Annotated in this window: 24 protein-coding genes; all 24 read left to right on the forward strand. The window is 63.2% G+C overall.

Annotation, left to right across the window (positions count from 1 at the left end; translation table 11 throughout):
- The first annotated feature begins 42 nt into the window (after positions 1–42).
- The 24 genes from rpsJ to CDV49_RS18815 all read left to right on the forward strand — a co-directional run bounded on the left by rpsJ (position 43) and on the right by CDV49_RS18815 (position 13,081).
- The gene (gene rpsJ / locus CDV49_RS18700; protein WP_035714301.1) at positions 43–351 is read left to right on the forward strand and encodes a 30S ribosomal protein S10; all 309 of its coding nucleotides are present in this window, start codon (positions 43–45) and stop codon (positions 349–351) included.
- A gap of 13 nt (positions 352–364) precedes the next feature.
- Complete coding sequence (gene rplC / locus CDV49_RS18705; protein WP_035745973.1) at positions 365–1,195, forward strand: 50S ribosomal protein L3; 831 nt, start codon at positions 365–367, stop codon at positions 1,193–1,195.
- On the forward strand, positions 1,192–1,812 hold the full coding sequence (rplD, locus tag CDV49_RS18710) for a 50S ribosomal protein L4 (protein WP_088216832.1): 621 nt from the start codon (positions 1,192–1,194) through the stop codon (positions 1,810–1,812). The genes rplC and rplD overlap by 4 nt, the downstream gene beginning before the upstream one ends.
- Positions 1,809–2,105: a 50S ribosomal protein L23 gene (locus CDV49_RS18715; protein ID WP_035714295.1), complete on the forward strand. Its 297-nt coding sequence runs from the start codon at positions 1,809–1,811 to the stop codon at positions 2,103–2,105. The genes rplD and CDV49_RS18715 overlap by 4 nt, the downstream gene beginning before the upstream one ends.
- A gap of 181 nt (positions 2,106–2,286) precedes the next feature.
- Positions 2,287–3,126: a 50S ribosomal protein L2 gene (gene rplB, locus CDV49_RS18720; protein ID WP_088216833.1), complete on the forward strand. Its 840-nt coding sequence runs from the start codon at positions 2,287–2,289 to the stop codon at positions 3,124–3,126.
- 3 nt (positions 3,127–3,129) lie between these two features.
- On the forward strand, positions 3,130–3,408 hold the full coding sequence (gene rpsS, locus CDV49_RS18725) for a 30S ribosomal protein S19 (RefSeq protein WP_088216834.1): 279 nt from the start codon (positions 3,130–3,132) through the stop codon (positions 3,406–3,408).
- A 3-nt stretch (positions 3,409–3,411) separates the two neighbouring features.
- Positions 3,412–3,792 (forward strand): 50S ribosomal protein L22, encoded by a 381-nt coding sequence (gene rplV / locus CDV49_RS18730; RefSeq protein WP_088216835.1) that lies wholly within the window; start codon positions 3,412–3,414, stop codon positions 3,790–3,792.
- On the forward strand, positions 3,792–4,508 hold the full coding sequence (gene rpsC, locus CDV49_RS18735; RefSeq protein WP_088216836.1) for a 30S ribosomal protein S3: 717 nt from the start codon (positions 3,792–3,794) through the stop codon (positions 4,506–4,508). Before rplV ends, rpsC begins: the two co-directional genes overlap by 1 nt.
- Before the next feature lie 13 nt (positions 4,509–4,521).
- Positions 4,522–4,935: a 50S ribosomal protein L16 gene (gene rplP / locus CDV49_RS18740; RefSeq protein WP_088216837.1), complete on the forward strand. Its 414-nt coding sequence runs from the start codon at positions 4,522–4,524 to the stop codon at positions 4,933–4,935.
- 137 nt (positions 4,936–5,072) lie between these two features.
- Positions 5,073–5,750 (forward strand): alpha/beta fold hydrolase, encoded by a 678-nt coding sequence (locus tag CDV49_RS18745; RefSeq protein ID WP_179209269.1) that lies wholly within the window; start codon positions 5,073–5,075, stop codon positions 5,748–5,750.
- A 148-nt stretch (positions 5,751–5,898) separates the two neighbouring features.
- Complete coding sequence (gene rpmC, locus CDV49_RS18750; protein WP_035745966.1) at positions 5,899–6,102, forward strand: 50S ribosomal protein L29; 204 nt, start codon at positions 5,899–5,901, stop codon at positions 6,100–6,102.
- Positions 6,103–6,112: 10 nt separating this feature from the next.
- Positions 6,113–6,352 (forward strand): 30S ribosomal protein S17, encoded by a 240-nt coding sequence (gene rpsQ, locus CDV49_RS18755; RefSeq protein WP_035714277.1) that lies wholly within the window; start codon positions 6,113–6,115, stop codon positions 6,350–6,352.
- 64 nt (positions 6,353–6,416) lie between these two features.
- Entirely contained in the window at positions 6,417–6,785 is a 369-nt protein-coding gene (gene rplN, locus CDV49_RS18760) for a 50S ribosomal protein L14 (RefSeq protein ID WP_035714274.1), read from the forward strand.
- Positions 6,785–7,090, forward strand: coding sequence for a 50S ribosomal protein L24 (gene rplX, locus CDV49_RS18765; RefSeq protein WP_035714272.1), 306 nt, complete (start codon positions 6,785–6,787; stop codon positions 7,088–7,090). Before rplN ends, rplX begins: the two co-directional genes overlap by 1 nt.
- Positions 7,090–7,650 carry a 50S ribosomal protein L5 gene (gene rplE / locus CDV49_RS18770; protein ID WP_088216839.1) on the forward strand — a complete coding sequence of 187 codons (561 nt, stop codon included), beginning with the start codon at positions 7,090–7,092 and terminating at the stop codon, positions 7,648–7,650. Before rplX ends, rplE begins: the two co-directional genes overlap by 1 nt.
- Before the next feature lie 22 nt (positions 7,651–7,672).
- Positions 7,673–7,978, forward strand: coding sequence for a 30S ribosomal protein S14 (rpsN, locus tag CDV49_RS18775; protein ID WP_035714268.1), 306 nt, complete (start codon positions 7,673–7,675; stop codon positions 7,976–7,978).
- A gap of 10 nt (positions 7,979–7,988) precedes the next feature.
- A complete protein-coding gene (rpsH, locus tag CDV49_RS18780) occupies positions 7,989–8,387 on the forward strand; it encodes a 30S ribosomal protein S8 (RefSeq protein WP_035714266.1) in 399 nt (132 codons plus the stop codon).
- 10 nt (positions 8,388–8,397) lie between these two features.
- Complete coding sequence (gene rplF, locus CDV49_RS18785) at positions 8,398–8,931, forward strand: 50S ribosomal protein L6 (RefSeq protein WP_035745961.1); 534 nt, start codon at positions 8,398–8,400, stop codon at positions 8,929–8,931.
- A gap of 11 nt (positions 8,932–8,942) precedes the next feature.
- A complete protein-coding gene (gene rplR, locus CDV49_RS18790; RefSeq protein WP_088216840.1) occupies positions 8,943–9,302 on the forward strand; it encodes a 50S ribosomal protein L18 in 360 nt (119 codons plus the stop codon).
- A gap of 186 nt (positions 9,303–9,488) precedes the next feature.
- Entirely contained in the window at positions 9,489–10,043 is a 555-nt protein-coding gene (rpsE, locus tag CDV49_RS18795; RefSeq protein ID WP_035714260.1) for a 30S ribosomal protein S5, read from the forward strand.
- An 11-nt stretch (positions 10,044–10,054) separates the two neighbouring features.
- On the forward strand, positions 10,055–10,243 hold the full coding sequence (rpmD, locus tag CDV49_RS18800; protein WP_035745958.1) for a 50S ribosomal protein L30: 189 nt from the start codon (positions 10,055–10,057) through the stop codon (positions 10,241–10,243).
- 234 nt (positions 10,244–10,477) lie between these two features.
- On the forward strand, positions 10,478–10,948 hold the full coding sequence (gene rplO / locus CDV49_RS18805) for a 50S ribosomal protein L15 (protein ID WP_088216841.1): 471 nt from the start codon (positions 10,478–10,480) through the stop codon (positions 10,946–10,948).
- A 121-nt stretch (positions 10,949–11,069) separates the two neighbouring features.
- Positions 11,070–12,437: a preprotein translocase subunit SecY gene (secY, locus tag CDV49_RS18810; RefSeq protein WP_088216842.1), complete on the forward strand. Its 1,368-nt coding sequence runs from the start codon at positions 11,070–11,072 to the stop codon at positions 12,435–12,437.
- On the forward strand, positions 12,434–13,081 hold the full coding sequence (locus CDV49_RS18815; protein ID WP_088216843.1) for an adenylate kinase: 648 nt from the start codon (positions 12,434–12,436) through the stop codon (positions 13,079–13,081). Before secY ends, CDV49_RS18815 begins: the two co-directional genes overlap by 4 nt.
- Positions 13,082–13,178: the final 97 nt, after the last annotated feature.

A 13,178-nucleotide genomic window follows, 5' to 3' on the forward strand; every position in this document is an offset into this window, starting at 1 on the left:
GGCGGGGCTCCGCCCCACGCCCGCAACCCTGAGGGAATGAAAATGCAAGGTACGAACATCCGTATCCGGCTGAAGGCCTTCGATTACCGCGTCCTGGATGCCTCGACGCAGGAAATCGTGAACACGGCCAAACGGACCGGCGCAACGGTACGGGGCCCGATCCCGCTGCCGAACAAGATCGAGAAGTTCACGGTTCTCCGTGGGCCCCATATCGACAAGAAATCCCGCGATCAGTGGGAGATCCGCACGCACAAGCGGCTCCTCGACATCGTGGACCCGACCCCGCAGACGGTGGACGCGCTGATGAAGCTCGACCTCGCCGCCGGCGTGGACGTCGAGATCAAGGTTTGAGGGAGCACGAAAGATGCGCTCTGGAGTGATCGCAAAGAAGCTGGGCATGACCCGGCTGTTCCTGGAGGACGGGAAGCAGGTTCCGGTGACGGTTCTGCAACTCGATGGTCTTCAGGTCGTGGCGCAGCGCACCGCTGACAAGGACGGCTACACCGCCGTTCAGCTCGGCGCAGGCGCGGCCAAGGCGAAACGCACGACCGCTGCGATGCGGGGCCATTTCGCGAAAGCGAACGTGGCGCCGAAGCGCAAGGTGGCCGAATTCCGCGTGAGCCCCGACAACCTGATCGAGGTTGGCGAGGAAATCACGGCTGACCACTACTTCGCGGGTCAGTTCGTGGACATCGCCGGCACCTCTATCGGCAAGGGTTTTGCCGGTGCGATGAAGCGGCACAACTTCGGTGGTCTGCGCGCCTCACACGGTGTGTCGATCAGCCACCGCTCGCACGGTTCGACCGGCCAGTGCCAGGACCCCGGCAAGGTGTTCAAGGGCAAGAAGATGGCTGGCCATCTTGGGGCCGTCCGGGTGACGACGCAGAACCTGCAGGTCATCAGGACCGACAGCGAGCGTGGTCTCATCATGGTCAAGGGCGCCGTGCCGGGTTCGGCTGGCGGCTGGGTCACGGTGAAGGACGCGGTGAAGAAGCCGGTGCCGGAGAATGTCATTCTCCCGGCCGCGCTGAAGTCGCATGCCGAGGCCGCGCGCCGCGCTGCCGAGGAAGCTGCCGCTGCGGCGGCTGCCGAAGAGGAAGCCGCCCGTCTGGCCGCGGCCGAGGCTGAACAGGCTGCCATCGAGGCGGCCGAGATCGAAGCCAAGGCCTCTGACTCGAAGGGGAACGAGGAATGAAACTCGACGTGATCAAGCTGGACGCCGGGTCCGCCGGGTCGATCGATCTCGCCGACGAGATCTTCGGCCTCGAGCCCCGCGCCGACATCCTTCACCGGGTGGTGAACTGGCAGCGGGCGAAGGCCCAGGCCGGCACCCACTCGGTGCTGGGCAAATCCGACGTGTCGTACTCGACGAAGAAGATCTATCGCCAGAAGGGCACCGGCGGCGCACGCCACGGCTCCCGCAAGGCGCCGATCTTCCGTCACGGTGGTGTCTACAAGGGCCCGACGCCCCGCAGCCACGCCTTCGACCTGCCGAAGAAATTCCGCGCGCTTGGCCTCAAGCACGCGCTTTCGGCGAAGGCGAAGGATGGCAAGCTGGTGGTGATCGACTCCGCGGAACTGGTGGAAGCCAAGACCGCGCAACTCGCCAAGGCCGCGAAGGATCTCGGCTGGAAGCGCGTGCTCATCATCGACGGCGCAGAGGTCAACGAGAACTTCGCCAAGGCGGCGCGGAACATCGAAGGCATCGATATCCTGCCGACCATCGGGGCGAACGTCTATGACATCCTGAAGCGTGACACGCTCGTGATCACGAAGGCGGGTGTCGAAGCTCTGGAGGCTCGCCTGAAATGAGCGTGAAACCCGAACACTACGACGTGATTCGCAAGCCGATCATCACCGAGAAGGCGACCCTCGCCTCCGAGGCGAATGCGGTGGTCTTCGAGGTGCGGCGCGACGCGTCCAAGCCCGAGATCAAGGAAGCCGTCGAGACGGTCTTCGGCGTCAAGGTGAAGGCGGTGAACACCACCATCACCAAAGGCAAGGTCAAGAAGTTCCGCGGCCGCACCGGCGTCCGCTCGGACATCAAGAAGGCCTATGTGACGCTGGAAGAAGGCAACACGATCGACGTTTCCACTGGCCTCTGAGCCGGGCGTCTGATACGTAGCCGCACGAATCTCGTGGCCCCGGACTCTTCCGGGGCCACGCGCTTTCAGCAGAAGCGCTGCTTTCATTGCCGAAAGTGCACTCAGCGGGGATCTTCGGAGCCCTATAACCTCCGGGCCACGGCATTCGGCCGCGCCCGCAAGCAGACGGAAGACAGAAAGCATGGCACTCAAGTCGTATAAGCCGACGACGCCTGGCCAGCGTGGGCTGGTTCTGATCGACCGTTCGGAGCTTTGGAAAGGACGCCCCGTCAAGTCTCTCACTGAGGGTCTGACGAAGAACGGCGGCCGGAACAACACCGGACGGATCACGATGCGCCGCAAGGGCGGGGGCGCGAAGCGTCTCTATCGTATCGTGGACTTCAAGCGGACGAAGTTCGATGTGGCGGCTGTCGTCGAGCGGATCGAATATGACCCGAACCGCACCGCGTTCATCGCACTCGTCAAATATGAAGACGGCGAACAGGCCTACATCCTCGCGCCCCAGCGTCTTGCCGTGGGTGACAAGGTCGTAGCCGGCGCCAAGACCGATGTGAAGCCGGGCAACGCGATGCCGTTCTCCGGCATGCCGCTCGGCACGATCGTGCACAACGTCGAACTGAAGCCCGGCAAGGGCGGTCAGATCGCACGTGCCGCCGGCACCTATGCCCAGTTCGTCGGCCGGGACGGCGGCTATGCCCAGATCCGCCTCTCCTCGGGCGAGCTGCGCATGGTCCGTCAGGAATGCATGGCCACCGTTGGTGCCGTGTCGAACCCTGACAACTCGAACCAAAACCTCGGTAAAGCCGGTCGGAACCGCCACCTCGGCATCCGTCCGTCGGTCCGCGGTGTTGCGATGAACCCGATCGACCACCCGCATGGTGGTGGTGAGGGCCGCACCTCCGGTGGCCGGACCCCGGTTACCCCGTGGGGCAAGGACACCAAGGGCAAGAAGACCCGCAGCAACAAGGCGACGGACAAATATATCGTCCGGTCGCGGCATGCGAAGAAAAAGGGGCGCTGAGCCATGTCACGTTCTCTCTGGAAAGGCCCCTTCGTCGACGCCTATGTGCTTCGCAAGGCGGAAAAGTCCCGCGAGTCCGGGCGGTCGGAAGTCATCAAGATCTGGTCGCGTCGTTCGACCATTCTTCCCCAGTTCGTGGGGCTGACCTTCGGTGTCTACAATGGTCAGAAACACATCCCGGTGAACGTCACCGAGGAGATGATCGGCCAGAAATTCGGTGAATACTCGCCGACGCGGACCTATTACGGTCACGCGGCCGACAAGAAAGCCAAAAGGAAGTAAGCCATGGGTCAGGAAAAGAATCCGCGCCGCGTGGCGGAAAATGAGGCGATGGCGAAGCTGCGCATGCTTCGCACCTCGCCGCAGAAACTGAATCTCGTCGCGGCGCTCATTCGCGGCAAGAAGGTGGACAAGGCTCTGGCCGACCTCACCTTCTCGCACAAGCGCATCGCCATCGACGTGCGGAAGTGCCTTCAGTCGGCCATCGCCAACGCCGAGAACAACCACGGGCTCGACGTGGACGAACTGGTCGTCGCGGAAGCCTTCGTCGGCAAGAACATGGTCCTGAAACGCGGTCGCCCGCGCGCCCGTGGCCGGTTCGGCAAGATCGTGAAACCGTTTTCCGAGCTGACCATCAAGGTGCGGCAAGTCGAGGAGCAAGCGTAATGGGTCAGAAGGTCAACCCGATTGGGATGCGCCTCCAGGTCAACCGCACCTGGGACAGCCGCTGGTTCGCCGACACCAAGGACTACGGCAACCTGCTTCTTGAAGACATCAGGATGCGGGAATTCATCCACAAGGAATGCAAGGCTGCCGGCATTTCCAAGGTGGTGATCGAGCGTCCGCACAAGAAGTGCCGCGTCACGATCTATACCGCGCGTCCGGGCGTCATCATCGGCAAGAAAGGCGCTGACATCGAGGTTCTTCGCAAGAAGCTCTCGAAGTTCACCGCGTCCGAGCTGCACCTCAACATCGTTGAAGTGCGTAAGCCGGAGCTTGATGCGCAACTGGTGGCCGAGTCGATCGCCCAGCAGATGGAGCGTCGCGTGTCCTTCCGTCGCGCCATGAAGCGCGCCGTGCAGAACGCGATGCGCATGGGTGCCCTGGGCATCCGCGTGAACGTCGGGGGCCGTCTTGGCGGCGCCGAGATCGCACGGACCGAATGGTACCGCGAGGGCCGCGTGCCGCTGCATACGCTGCGCGCCGATATCGACTATGCGACGTCCGAAGCCACGACGCCTTACGGCATCATCGGGGTGAAGGTGTGGATCTTCAAAGGTGAGATCATGGAGCACGACCCGCAGGCGCACGACCGCCGCGCGATCGAGTCCCAGGATGGTCCCGCCCCGCGTGGTCCGCGCCGTGAGCGTGGCGACCGCTGAGGAGTAGAACGAGATGCTGCAACCTAAACGGACAAAGTTCCGCAAACAGCACAAGGGCCGTATCCACGGCGAGGCGAAGGGCGGCTTCCTGCTGAACTTCGGCTCCTTCGGCCTGAAGGCGACCGAGCCGGAGCGGGTCACCGCCCGCCAGATCGAAGCGGCCCGCCGCGCGATCACCCGCCATATGAAACGTCAGGGCCGGGTCTGGATCCGGATTTTCCCGGACGTTCCGGTCACCTCGAAGCCGACCGAAGTGCGGATGGGTAAAGGCAAGGGCTCCGTCGATTTCTGGGCCGCCCGCGTCAAGCCCGGCCGGATCATGTTCGAGATCGACGGCGTCAACGAGACGATCGCCCGCGAGGCGCTCCGCCTCGGCGCGATGAAGCTCCCGGTCACGACCCGCGTCATCGCCCGCGAAGACTGGTAAGACTTCGCCACTGCATTAAGTGAAGGGCCTCCCTGAGCGGGGGGCCTTTTGCATTTGGGGGGCTGATGGAACATCGGGTGTCATCTGGCGGGGCGCTGCTGCATATCGCAGAGCGCGGTGCTCCTGAGGGAAGGGCGATGCTGTTCCTTCACGGGGGTCTCGGCGCGCTGCGGGAGATGGCGCCTCTGGCGGCGGAATTCCCAAAGGCGCGGTGTTTGCTGATGGATACGCGCGGACATGGCGCGTCCTTGCTGGGGCAGGGCAGGCTCACCTATCAGCACCTTGCCGACGATGCCGTGGCGGTGATCTCGGCGCTTGGGCTGGAGCGCCCCCTGGTCATCGGGCATAGCGATGGTGGTGTGATCGCATTGGAGCTCGCGGCTCGCGGACCGTCGCTGGCGGGGGTTGTGAGCATCGGCGGCAGTGTCGCGCCGCCTCCGCCAGAGGCCGCGGCGAAGTTTTTCCTGCCGCTCACCGCAGAATTCTGGCGCAACCGCTTCCCGGAAGATGTCGCCAGCTATGAGGCGGAAAACCCCACGCCCGATTTTAAGCGGCTCTTCGATCTGGTCAAGGCGTTGTGGCTGGACGGTGGTCCGGGGAATTACCCGGTGGGCATCGAGCGGATCGCGCTGCCGGTGCTGATCCTGAACGGCGACGCGGACGAACTCGTCTCCCGGCAGGAGACGGTTGCCCTCGCCGAGGCGATACCTGGTGCGGCGTTGGCGTTGATCCCTTATGCCGGGCACATGGTGCATATGGAGCAGCCGGGGCTCGTCGCGCACGCCATCCGGGCGATGCTGGACCGGCTGGCATAACTTTTCCTTGCCCCCACCGCCTTCTTCCTGTAGGAAGCCGCATCCGCGAGTCCGGGGTTCCCGGAATCGTCGGTACCTCATTGATCCACCGGGTTGCAGGTCACCCTTGCAGAAGGGGCCGTCCGGTGATTGTGAAAGGAAAAAGGCGATGAGCGCCCAAGAACTCAGCAGCAAGACCCCGGACCAACTCCGGGACGAGCTGGTCGCACTGAAGAAGGAGGCGTTTAACCTCCGTTTCCAGAAGGCGACCGGCCAGCTCGAAAACACCGCCCGCATCCGGCAGGTCCGCCGTGACGCCGCGCGCGTGAAGACCATTCTGAACCAGAAAGCCGCTGCTGCGGCGGCGAACTGAGGATCACGAGATGCCCAAACGTATCCTGCAAGGCACCGTCACCTCTGACAAGAACGATCAGACGATCACCGTCCTGGTCGAGCGCCGCTTCACGCACCCCGTGATGAAGAAGACGGTTCGGAAGTCGAAGAAATACCGCGCCCATGACGCGGAGAACCAGTTCAAGGTCGGCGACAGCGTTCGTATCGAGGAATGCGCGCCGATTTCGAAGACGAAACGCTGGACGGTCGTGAGCGACGCTCAGGCTTGAGCCAGATACATCGAAACCCTGGGGCGGCGGCTGATAACCGTCCCCAAAGGTCGGGAGTAACCCAATGATCCAGATGCAGACCAATCTGGATGTCGCTGACAACTCCGGCGCTCGCCGGGTGCAGTGCATCAAGGTTCTGGGCGGCTCGCATCGGCGGTATGCCTCCGTGGGCGACATCATCGTGGTGTCGGTCAAGGAAGCCATTCCGCGCGGTCGCGTGAAGAAAGGTGACGTTCGCAAGGCCGTCGTCGTTCGCACCGCCAAGGAAGTCCGCCGTGAAGACGGCACCTCCATCCGTTTTGACCGCAATGCGGCCGTCATCCTGAACAACCAGGGTGAACCGGTCGGTACGCGTATCTTCGGGCCGGTGGTGCGTGAGCTTCGCGCGAAAAACTTCATGAAAATCATCAGCCTCGCGCCGGAGGTGCTGTGATGGCCGCCAAGCTGAAAAAGGGCGACAAGGTCGTCGTGCTCACCGGCAAGGACAAGGGCAAGCAGGGTGAGATCACCCAGGTTCTCCCCAAAGAGAACAAGGCCGTTGTCGATGGCGTGAACATCGTCATCCGCCACACCCGCCAGTCGCAGGCAAGCCAGGGTGGCCGGATCCCGAAAGCGGCTCCGATCCAACTCTCCAACCTCGCGCTGCTGGACACCAACGGCAAGGCTACCCGCGTCGGCTTCCGCTTCGAAGACGGCAAGAAGGTGCGCTTCGCCAAGACCACCGGGGAGGCGATCTGATGCTTGACGCTGCGAACTACACCCCGCGCCTCAAGACGCTCTACAAGGAAACGGTGCGTGCCGCTCTGAAGGAGGAATTCTCCTACAAGAACGACATGCAGATCCCTCGGCTCGACAAGATCGTGCTGAACATGGGCGTCGGCGAAGCCGTCAAGGACACCAAGAAGGTCAAGCAGGCCGCCGAGGAGCTGTCGCTCATCGCCGGTCAGAAGGCTGTCATCACGCATGCCAAGAAGTCGATCGCCGGCTTCCGCGTCCGTGAGGAAATGCCGCTCGGCACCAAGGTGACCCTCCGTGGCGACCGGATGTACGAATTCCTCGACCGGCTGATCACGATCGCGCTTCCCCGCGTTCGCGACTTCCGCGGCGTCAAGGGTTCGTCCTTCGACGGCCGTGGCAACTACGCCATGGGCCTGAAGGAGCACATCGTGTTCCCCGAGATCAACTTCGACAAGGTCGATGAGGTTCTCGGCATGGACATCATCATCTGCACCACCGCGGCGACCGACGCGGAAGCGAAGGCGCTGCTGAAGCAATTCAGCATGCCCTTCAACAGCTGATCGCGCGAGGAGACTGAAACACATGGCCAAGAAATCCATGGTCGAACGTCAGAAGAAGCGCGAGAAGCTGGTGGCGCAATACGCCTCCAAGCGCGCGGCTCTGAAGACCGTCATCGCCAATGAGGAGCTGCCGATGGAGCAGCGCTTCAAGGCTTCGCTGAAACTTGCGGAACTTCCGCGCAACTCCTCGGCCACGCGGCTTCACAACCGCTGCCAGCTGACGGGTCGCCCGAAGGCCTACTACCGCAAGCTGAAAATGTCCCGGATCATGCTCCGCGAACTGGCCTCCTTCGGCCAGATCCCGGGCATGGTGAAATCGAGCTGGTAAGGAGGTCGCGATGTCTGTGAACGATCCTATCGGCGATATGCTGACCCGTATCCGCAACGCGCAGATGCGTGGCAAATCCACCGTCAGCACGCCTGCCTCCAAGCTCCGCGCCTGGGTGCTCGACGTGCTCCGCGACGAGGGCTACATCCGGGGTTATGAGCGCGCGACGACCGAAAAAGGTCTCGACGAGCTGGTGATCAGCCTGAAGTACTTCGAGGGCACTCCGGTCATCCGCGAACTGAAGCGGGTGTCGAAGCCAGGTCGGCGGGTGTACATGGCGGTGAACGATCTGCCGTCTCCGCGTAATGGCCTCGGCGTGTCGATCGTCTCGACGCCCAAGGGCGTGATGTCGGATACGGCTGCGCGCACCGCCAATGTTGGCGGCGAAGTGCTCTGCACTGTGTTCTGAGGAGTAGGCAATGTCTCGTATTGGGAAAAAACCGGTCGAGCTGCCGAAGGGGGTTACCGCCTCCGTTTCCGGTCAGACGATCGAAGTGAAGGGCCCGAAGGGCACGCGCAGCTTCACCGCGACCGACGATGTGTCGATCACGGTCGAAGACAACCTGGTGAAAGTCCAGCCGCGCGGCCTGTCCAAGCGGGCGCGCGCGCAGTGGGGCATGTCCCGCACGATGGTGTCGAACCTCGTGCAGGGCGTGACCACGGGCTTCAAGAAGGAACTGGAAATCAACGGCGTGGGTTACCGCGCCGCGATGACCGGCAACGTCCTGAAGCTCTCGCTGGGCTACAGCCACGAAGTGAACTTCGAAGTGCCGCAAGGCGTGACGATCACCGCTCCGAAACAGACGGAGATCGTTGTCGAAGGCATGGATCAGCAGCTCGTCGGTCAGGTCGCGGCCAATATCCGCGAATGGCGTTCCCCGGAGCCCTACAAGGGCAAGGGGATCAAGTACAAAGACGAGTACATCTTCCGTAAGGAAGGCAAGAAGAAGTAAGGACGCAACAGATGGCGAACACAAAGCGAGAGCTGTTCCTGAAGCGCCGCCTGCGCGTCCGGAACAAACTGCGGGCCCAGGCCAATGGGCGTCTGCGCCTGTCGGTCCACCGCTCGTCGAAGAATATCAGCGTTCAGCTGATCGACGACGTGAAGGGCGTGACCGTGGCGGCTGCCTCGACCCTCGAAAAGGATCTGGGGCTCTTCGGCAAGAACAACGTCGAAGCGGCAGGCAAGATCGGTGCGACGATTGCCGAGCGGGCCAAGAAAGCCGGTGTGGAGGAAGTTTACTTCGACCGCGGCGGTTTCCTGTTCCACGGCAAGATCAAGGCGCTTGCCAACGCGGCCCGCGAGGGCGGCCTGAAGTTCTGATGTCGTCTCCCGCCACCGCGGGAGGGACCGGAAATGGTACGCCGTGCCTTCAGGGCACGGCGTATGTCTGACGGAAGTGAAGGCGGCGCCTGACGCGTCGCCTCGATGATCCGGAGATGCGGCCCGCCGCACCGACCTGGATTGAATCAGCCGGGCCATCATGCCCCCTGAAAGAAGGAATGCCGTATGGCAGAACGTGAGAACCGCCGGGATCGTCGCGAACGCGAGGAAAACCCGGAATTCGCTGATCGTCTCGTGGCGATCAACCGTGTGTCCAAGACCGTCAAGGGGGGCAAGCGCTTCGGCTTCGCCGCTCTCGTGGTGGTCGGCGACCAGCGGGGCCGTGTCGGCTTCGGCAAGGGCAAGGCCAAGGAAGTGCCGGAAGCCATCCGCAAGGCCACCGAGCAGGCGAAACGCAGCCTGATCCGCGTGCCGCTGCGCGAAGGCCGCACCCTGCACCATGACATCGAGGGCCGTCACGGCGCTGGCAAGGTCGTGATGCGAACCGCCGCTCCGGGTACCGGGATCATCGCGGGCGGGCCGATGCGCGCCGTGTTCGAGATGCTGGGCCTCCAGGATGTCGTGGCGAAGTCGCTGGGGTCGCAAAACCCCTACAACATGATCCGGGCCACCATCGACGGTCTGCAGAAGGAAGCCAGCCCCCGTTCGGTCGCGCAGCGTCGCGGCAAGAAAGTGGGCGACATCCTGAAGCGCGCCGAAGCCGAAGCGGCAGAAGCGTAAGGAGCGGAACAATGGCGAAAACCATCGTTGTGAAGCAGATCGGCTCCCCGATCCGCCGTCCGGCCAGCCAGCAGCGTACGCTGATCGGGCTCGGCCTCAACAAGATGCACCGCACCCGTGAGCTGGAGGATACGCCCTCCATCCGCGGCATGGTGAACTCGATCCCGCACCTCGTGCAGATCGTCGAAGAAAAGGGCTGACCTCAGTCGTCAGCCGCCAGAACGCCCCGGTCGCAGGACCGGGGCGTTCTGCTTTTGGGGCCGGCCGGTGCCGTTGCGGGTGAACAATCCCGCGGCGGAAGCGCGAAGTGCCTTGATCCACCCCTTCGCAACCGGTATATGCCGCCGGTGGTCCGTGATGGGCCTTTTCTGAATCACCCATATGCCGTGTTCGCCCAAGTCGCTTCGGGGGCGATTCCGGTAAGGAGAAGCGATATGAAACTGAACGAACTCCGCGACAACGAAGGCGCGGCCCGCAAGAAGAAACGCGTCGCGCGTGGTCCCGGCTCCGGCAAGGGCAAGACCGCCGGTCGCGGTATCAAGGGTCAGAAATCCCGCTCGGGCGTTGCGCTGAACGGCTACGAGGGTGGCCAGATGCCGCTCTACCGGCGCCTGCCGAAGCGCGGCTTCACCAAGCCGAATGCGAAGTCCTACGCGGTCGTCAACCTCGGCCTGATCCAGAAATTCGTTGATGCCGGCAAGCTCGACGCCGCGCAGCCGATCACGGAAGATGTCCTCGTGACCTCCGGTCTGGTACGCCGCAAGCTCGACGGTATCCGGGTTCTGGCGAAGGGCGACGTGACGGCGAAACTCGCGCTCGAAGTGTCCGGCGCGTCCCAATCGGCCATCGAGGCGGTTGAGAAAGCCGGCGGCTCCCTGAAAGTTGCTGTCGCCGCCGCCGAATAAGGCGTTGTATGCGGCGCCCGCGCCGCATACACCTGCGACGAGCTTTTCCGCGCCGCCGGACCGGTCAACGGGCCGGCGGCGCTGTCCATGAAAGAGACGTGGTCTCGGAAAGAGTCTGGGCATGGCATCTGCTGCTGAGCAAATGGCCGCGAACCTGAGCTGGGGAACCCTCGGCAAGGCGACCGACCTGCGCCACCGCATCTTCTTCACCATCGGGTTGCTGATCGTTTACCGGCTCGGCACCTACATCCCCGTTCCGGGCATTGACGCAGCAGCGCTGCGCAATTTCATGGAGCAGGCGCAGACCGGGCTGGGCGGCATCCTGACGATGTTCACCGGCGGCGCGCTCGGGCGGATGGGGGTCTTTGCGCTCGGCATCATGCCCTATATCTCCGCCTCCATCATCGTGCAGCTTCTCGTCGCGATGATCCCCTCTCTTCAGGGCCTGAAGAAAGAGGGAGAGGCGGGACGGAAGAAGATCAACCAATACACCCGCTACGGCACCGTCGCTCTGGCGATCTTTCAGGCCTGGGGCCTGGCGGTCAGCCTTGAGGCGGGGGGTCTTGTCGCCGATCCGGGGATGTTCTTCCGTGTGGCCTGCGTGATCACGCTGGTCGGCGGCACGATGTTCCTGATGTGGCTGGGTGAGCAGATCACCGCACGCGGCATCGGCAACGGCATCTCGCTCATCATCTTCGTCGGCATCATCGCCGAGGTTCCCGCGGCGCTCGCGCGGTTCCTGAGCCAAGGGCGCTCCGGTGCGGTCTCGCCTGCCGTGATCATCGGCGTGTTGCTGATGGTCGTGCTGGTCGTGGCCTTCGTGGTGTTCATGGAGCGTGCGCTTCGCAAGATCCACATCCAGTATCCGCGCCGTCAGGTGGGGATGAAGGTCTATGACGGCGGCTCCTCGCACCTGCCGATCAAGGTGAACCCGGCGGGCGTCATCCCGGCGATCTTCGCCTCCTCGCTGCTGCTGCTGCCGACGACGATCGCCACCTTCTCCGGCGGGCAGACCGGACCGGTTATGTCGTGGCTGCTGGCCTACTTCGGGCCGGGTCAGCCGCTCTACATGCTGTTCTTCGCGGCGATGATCGTGTTCTTCGCTTACTTCTATACAGCGAACGTCGCCTTCAAGACGGACGATGTCGCCGACAATCTGAAGAACCAGAACGGCTTCATTCCGGGCATCCGGCCCGGCAAGAAGACCGAGGAATATCTGAACTACGTGGTGAACCGGATCCTTGTGCTCGGCTCGGCCTATCTCGTGGCCGTGGTCCTGCTGCCGGAGATCCTGCGGTTCCAGATGGGTATCCCCTTCTACTTCGGCGGCACGTCCGTGCTGATTGTCGTCTCGGTGACCATGGACACGATCTCTCAGGTCCAGTCGCACCTGTTGGCGCACCAGTATGAAGGGCTGATCGAGAAGAGCCAGTTGCGCGGCAAAAGACGCAACGGCGCGGCGCGTAAAGGGGGAACGATCCGGCGATGAACGTCATACTGCTAGGGCCGCCGGGGGCGGGGAAGGGCACTCAGGCCCGCCGTCTCGTGGAGGAGCGTGGCATGGTCCAGCTTTCGACCGGGGATATGCTGCGGGAAGCGCGGCACTCCGGGACGGAAATGGGCCGCAAGGTCGCCGAAGTCATGGATAGTGGCCAGCTCGTGACCGATGAGATCGTGATCGGTCTTATCGAGGAGCGGATCACCGGCACCGAAGGCTCCGGGTTCATCTTCGATGGTTTCCCGCGGACGCTGCCGCAGGCCGATGCGCTTGGTGCGATGCTTGACCGCGTGGGGCAGACCCTCGACGCGGTGATCGAGATGCAGGTGGATGACGCGGCGCTGGTGTCGCGGATCACCGGGCGGTTCACCTGCGGCAATTGCGGCGAAGTGTATCACGACGTCACCAAGCCCACGAAAGTGGCCGGCGTCTGCGATGTCTGCGGCTCCACCGATCTTCGTCGCCGGGCCGATGACAACGAGGCGAGCCTGACCAAGCGGTTGATGGAGTACTACAAGAAGACCTCGCCGCTGATCGGGTACTACTACGCCAAGGAGATGCTCTCTCCCGTCGATGGCCTTGATGAGCCGGAAGCAGTTTCCGAAGCGGTCCGCAAGGTGCTTGACAAGGGCTGAACTGCCATTGACGCCTCTTGACCTGAGGCGTCAAAGCCCATAGATCACAGCCTCTCGCAAGAGAATCGTCCTGACGGGCGGGCTTCGGTCTGCTCCG

It is taken from the genome of Haematobacter genomosp. 1 (assembly GCF_002196855.1).
In the GTDB taxonomy this organism is placed as follows: Bacteria; Pseudomonadota; Alphaproteobacteria; order Rhodobacterales; family Rhodobacteraceae; genus Haematobacter.

Bases quoted from the DNA above. Each gene is read 5' to 3' on its own strand.
- rpsC (WP_088216836.1), top strand. From the start codon at position 3,792: ATGGGTCAGAAGGTCAACCCGATTGGGATGCGCCTCCAGGTCAACCGC.
- rpsN (WP_035714268.1), top strand. From the start codon at position 7,673: ATGGCCAAGAAATCCATGGTCGAACGTCAGAAGAAGCGCGAGAAGCTG.
- CDV49_RS18815 (WP_088216843.1), top strand. From the start codon at position 12,434: ATGAACGTCATACTGCTAGGGCCGCCGGGGGCGGGGAAGGGCACTCAG.
- rplX (WP_035714272.1), top strand. From the start codon at position 6,785: ATGGCCGCCAAGCTGAAAAAGGGCGACAAGGTCGTCGTGCTCACCGGC.
- rplO (WP_088216841.1), top strand. From the start codon at position 10,478: ATGAAACTGAACGAACTCCGCGACAACGAAGGCGCGGCCCGCAAGAAG.
- rplD (WP_088216832.1), top strand. From the start codon at position 1,192: ATGAAACTCGACGTGATCAAGCTGGACGCCGGGTCCGCCGGGTCGATC.
- secY (WP_088216842.1), top strand. From the start codon at position 11,070: ATGGCATCTGCTGCTGAGCAAATGGCCGCGAACCTGAGCTGGGGAACC.
- rpsH (WP_035714266.1), top strand. From the start codon at position 7,989: ATGTCTGTGAACGATCCTATCGGCGATATGCTGACCCGTATCCGCAAC.
- rpsQ (WP_035714277.1), top strand. From the start codon at position 6,113: ATGCCCAAACGTATCCTGCAAGGCACCGTCACCTCTGACAAGAACGAT.
- rplB (WP_088216833.1), top strand. From the start codon at position 2,287: ATGGCACTCAAGTCGTATAAGCCGACGACGCCTGGCCAGCGTGGGCTG.
- rplC (WP_035745973.1), top strand. From the start codon at position 365: ATGCGCTCTGGAGTGATCGCAAAGAAGCTGGGCATGACCCGGCTGTTC.
- rpsE (WP_035714260.1), top strand. From the start codon at position 9,489: ATGGCAGAACGTGAGAACCGCCGGGATCGTCGCGAACGCGAGGAAAAC.
- rpmC (WP_035745966.1), top strand. From the start codon at position 5,899: ATGAGCGCCCAAGAACTCAGCAGCAAGACCCCGGACCAACTCCGGGAC.
- CDV49_RS18745 (WP_179209269.1), top strand. From the start codon at position 5,073: ATGCTGTTCCTTCACGGGGGTCTCGGCGCGCTGCGGGAGATGGCGCCT.
- rpmD (WP_035745958.1), top strand. From the start codon at position 10,055: ATGGCGAAAACCATCGTTGTGAAGCAGATCGGCTCCCCGATCCGCCGT.
- rplV (WP_088216835.1), top strand. From the start codon at position 3,412: ATGGGTCAGGAAAAGAATCCGCGCCGCGTGGCGGAAAATGAGGCGATG.
- rplP (WP_088216837.1), top strand. From the start codon at position 4,522: ATGCTGCAACCTAAACGGACAAAGTTCCGCAAACAGCACAAGGGCCGT.
- CDV49_RS18715 (WP_035714295.1), top strand. From the start codon at position 1,809: ATGAGCGTGAAACCCGAACACTACGACGTGATTCGCAAGCCGATCATC.
- rpsS (WP_088216834.1), top strand. From the start codon at position 3,130: ATGTCACGTTCTCTCTGGAAAGGCCCCTTCGTCGACGCCTATGTGCTT.
- rplE (WP_088216839.1), top strand. From the start codon at position 7,090: ATGCTTGACGCTGCGAACTACACCCCGCGCCTCAAGACGCTCTACAAG.
- rpsJ (WP_035714301.1), top strand. From the start codon at position 43: ATGCAAGGTACGAACATCCGTATCCGGCTGAAGGCCTTCGATTACCGC.
- rplF (WP_035745961.1), top strand. From the start codon at position 8,398: ATGTCTCGTATTGGGAAAAAACCGGTCGAGCTGCCGAAGGGGGTTACC.
- rplR (WP_088216840.1), top strand. From the start codon at position 8,943: ATGGCGAACACAAAGCGAGAGCTGTTCCTGAAGCGCCGCCTGCGCGTC.
- rplN (WP_035714274.1), top strand. From the start codon at position 6,417: ATGATCCAGATGCAGACCAATCTGGATGTCGCTGACAACTCCGGCGCT.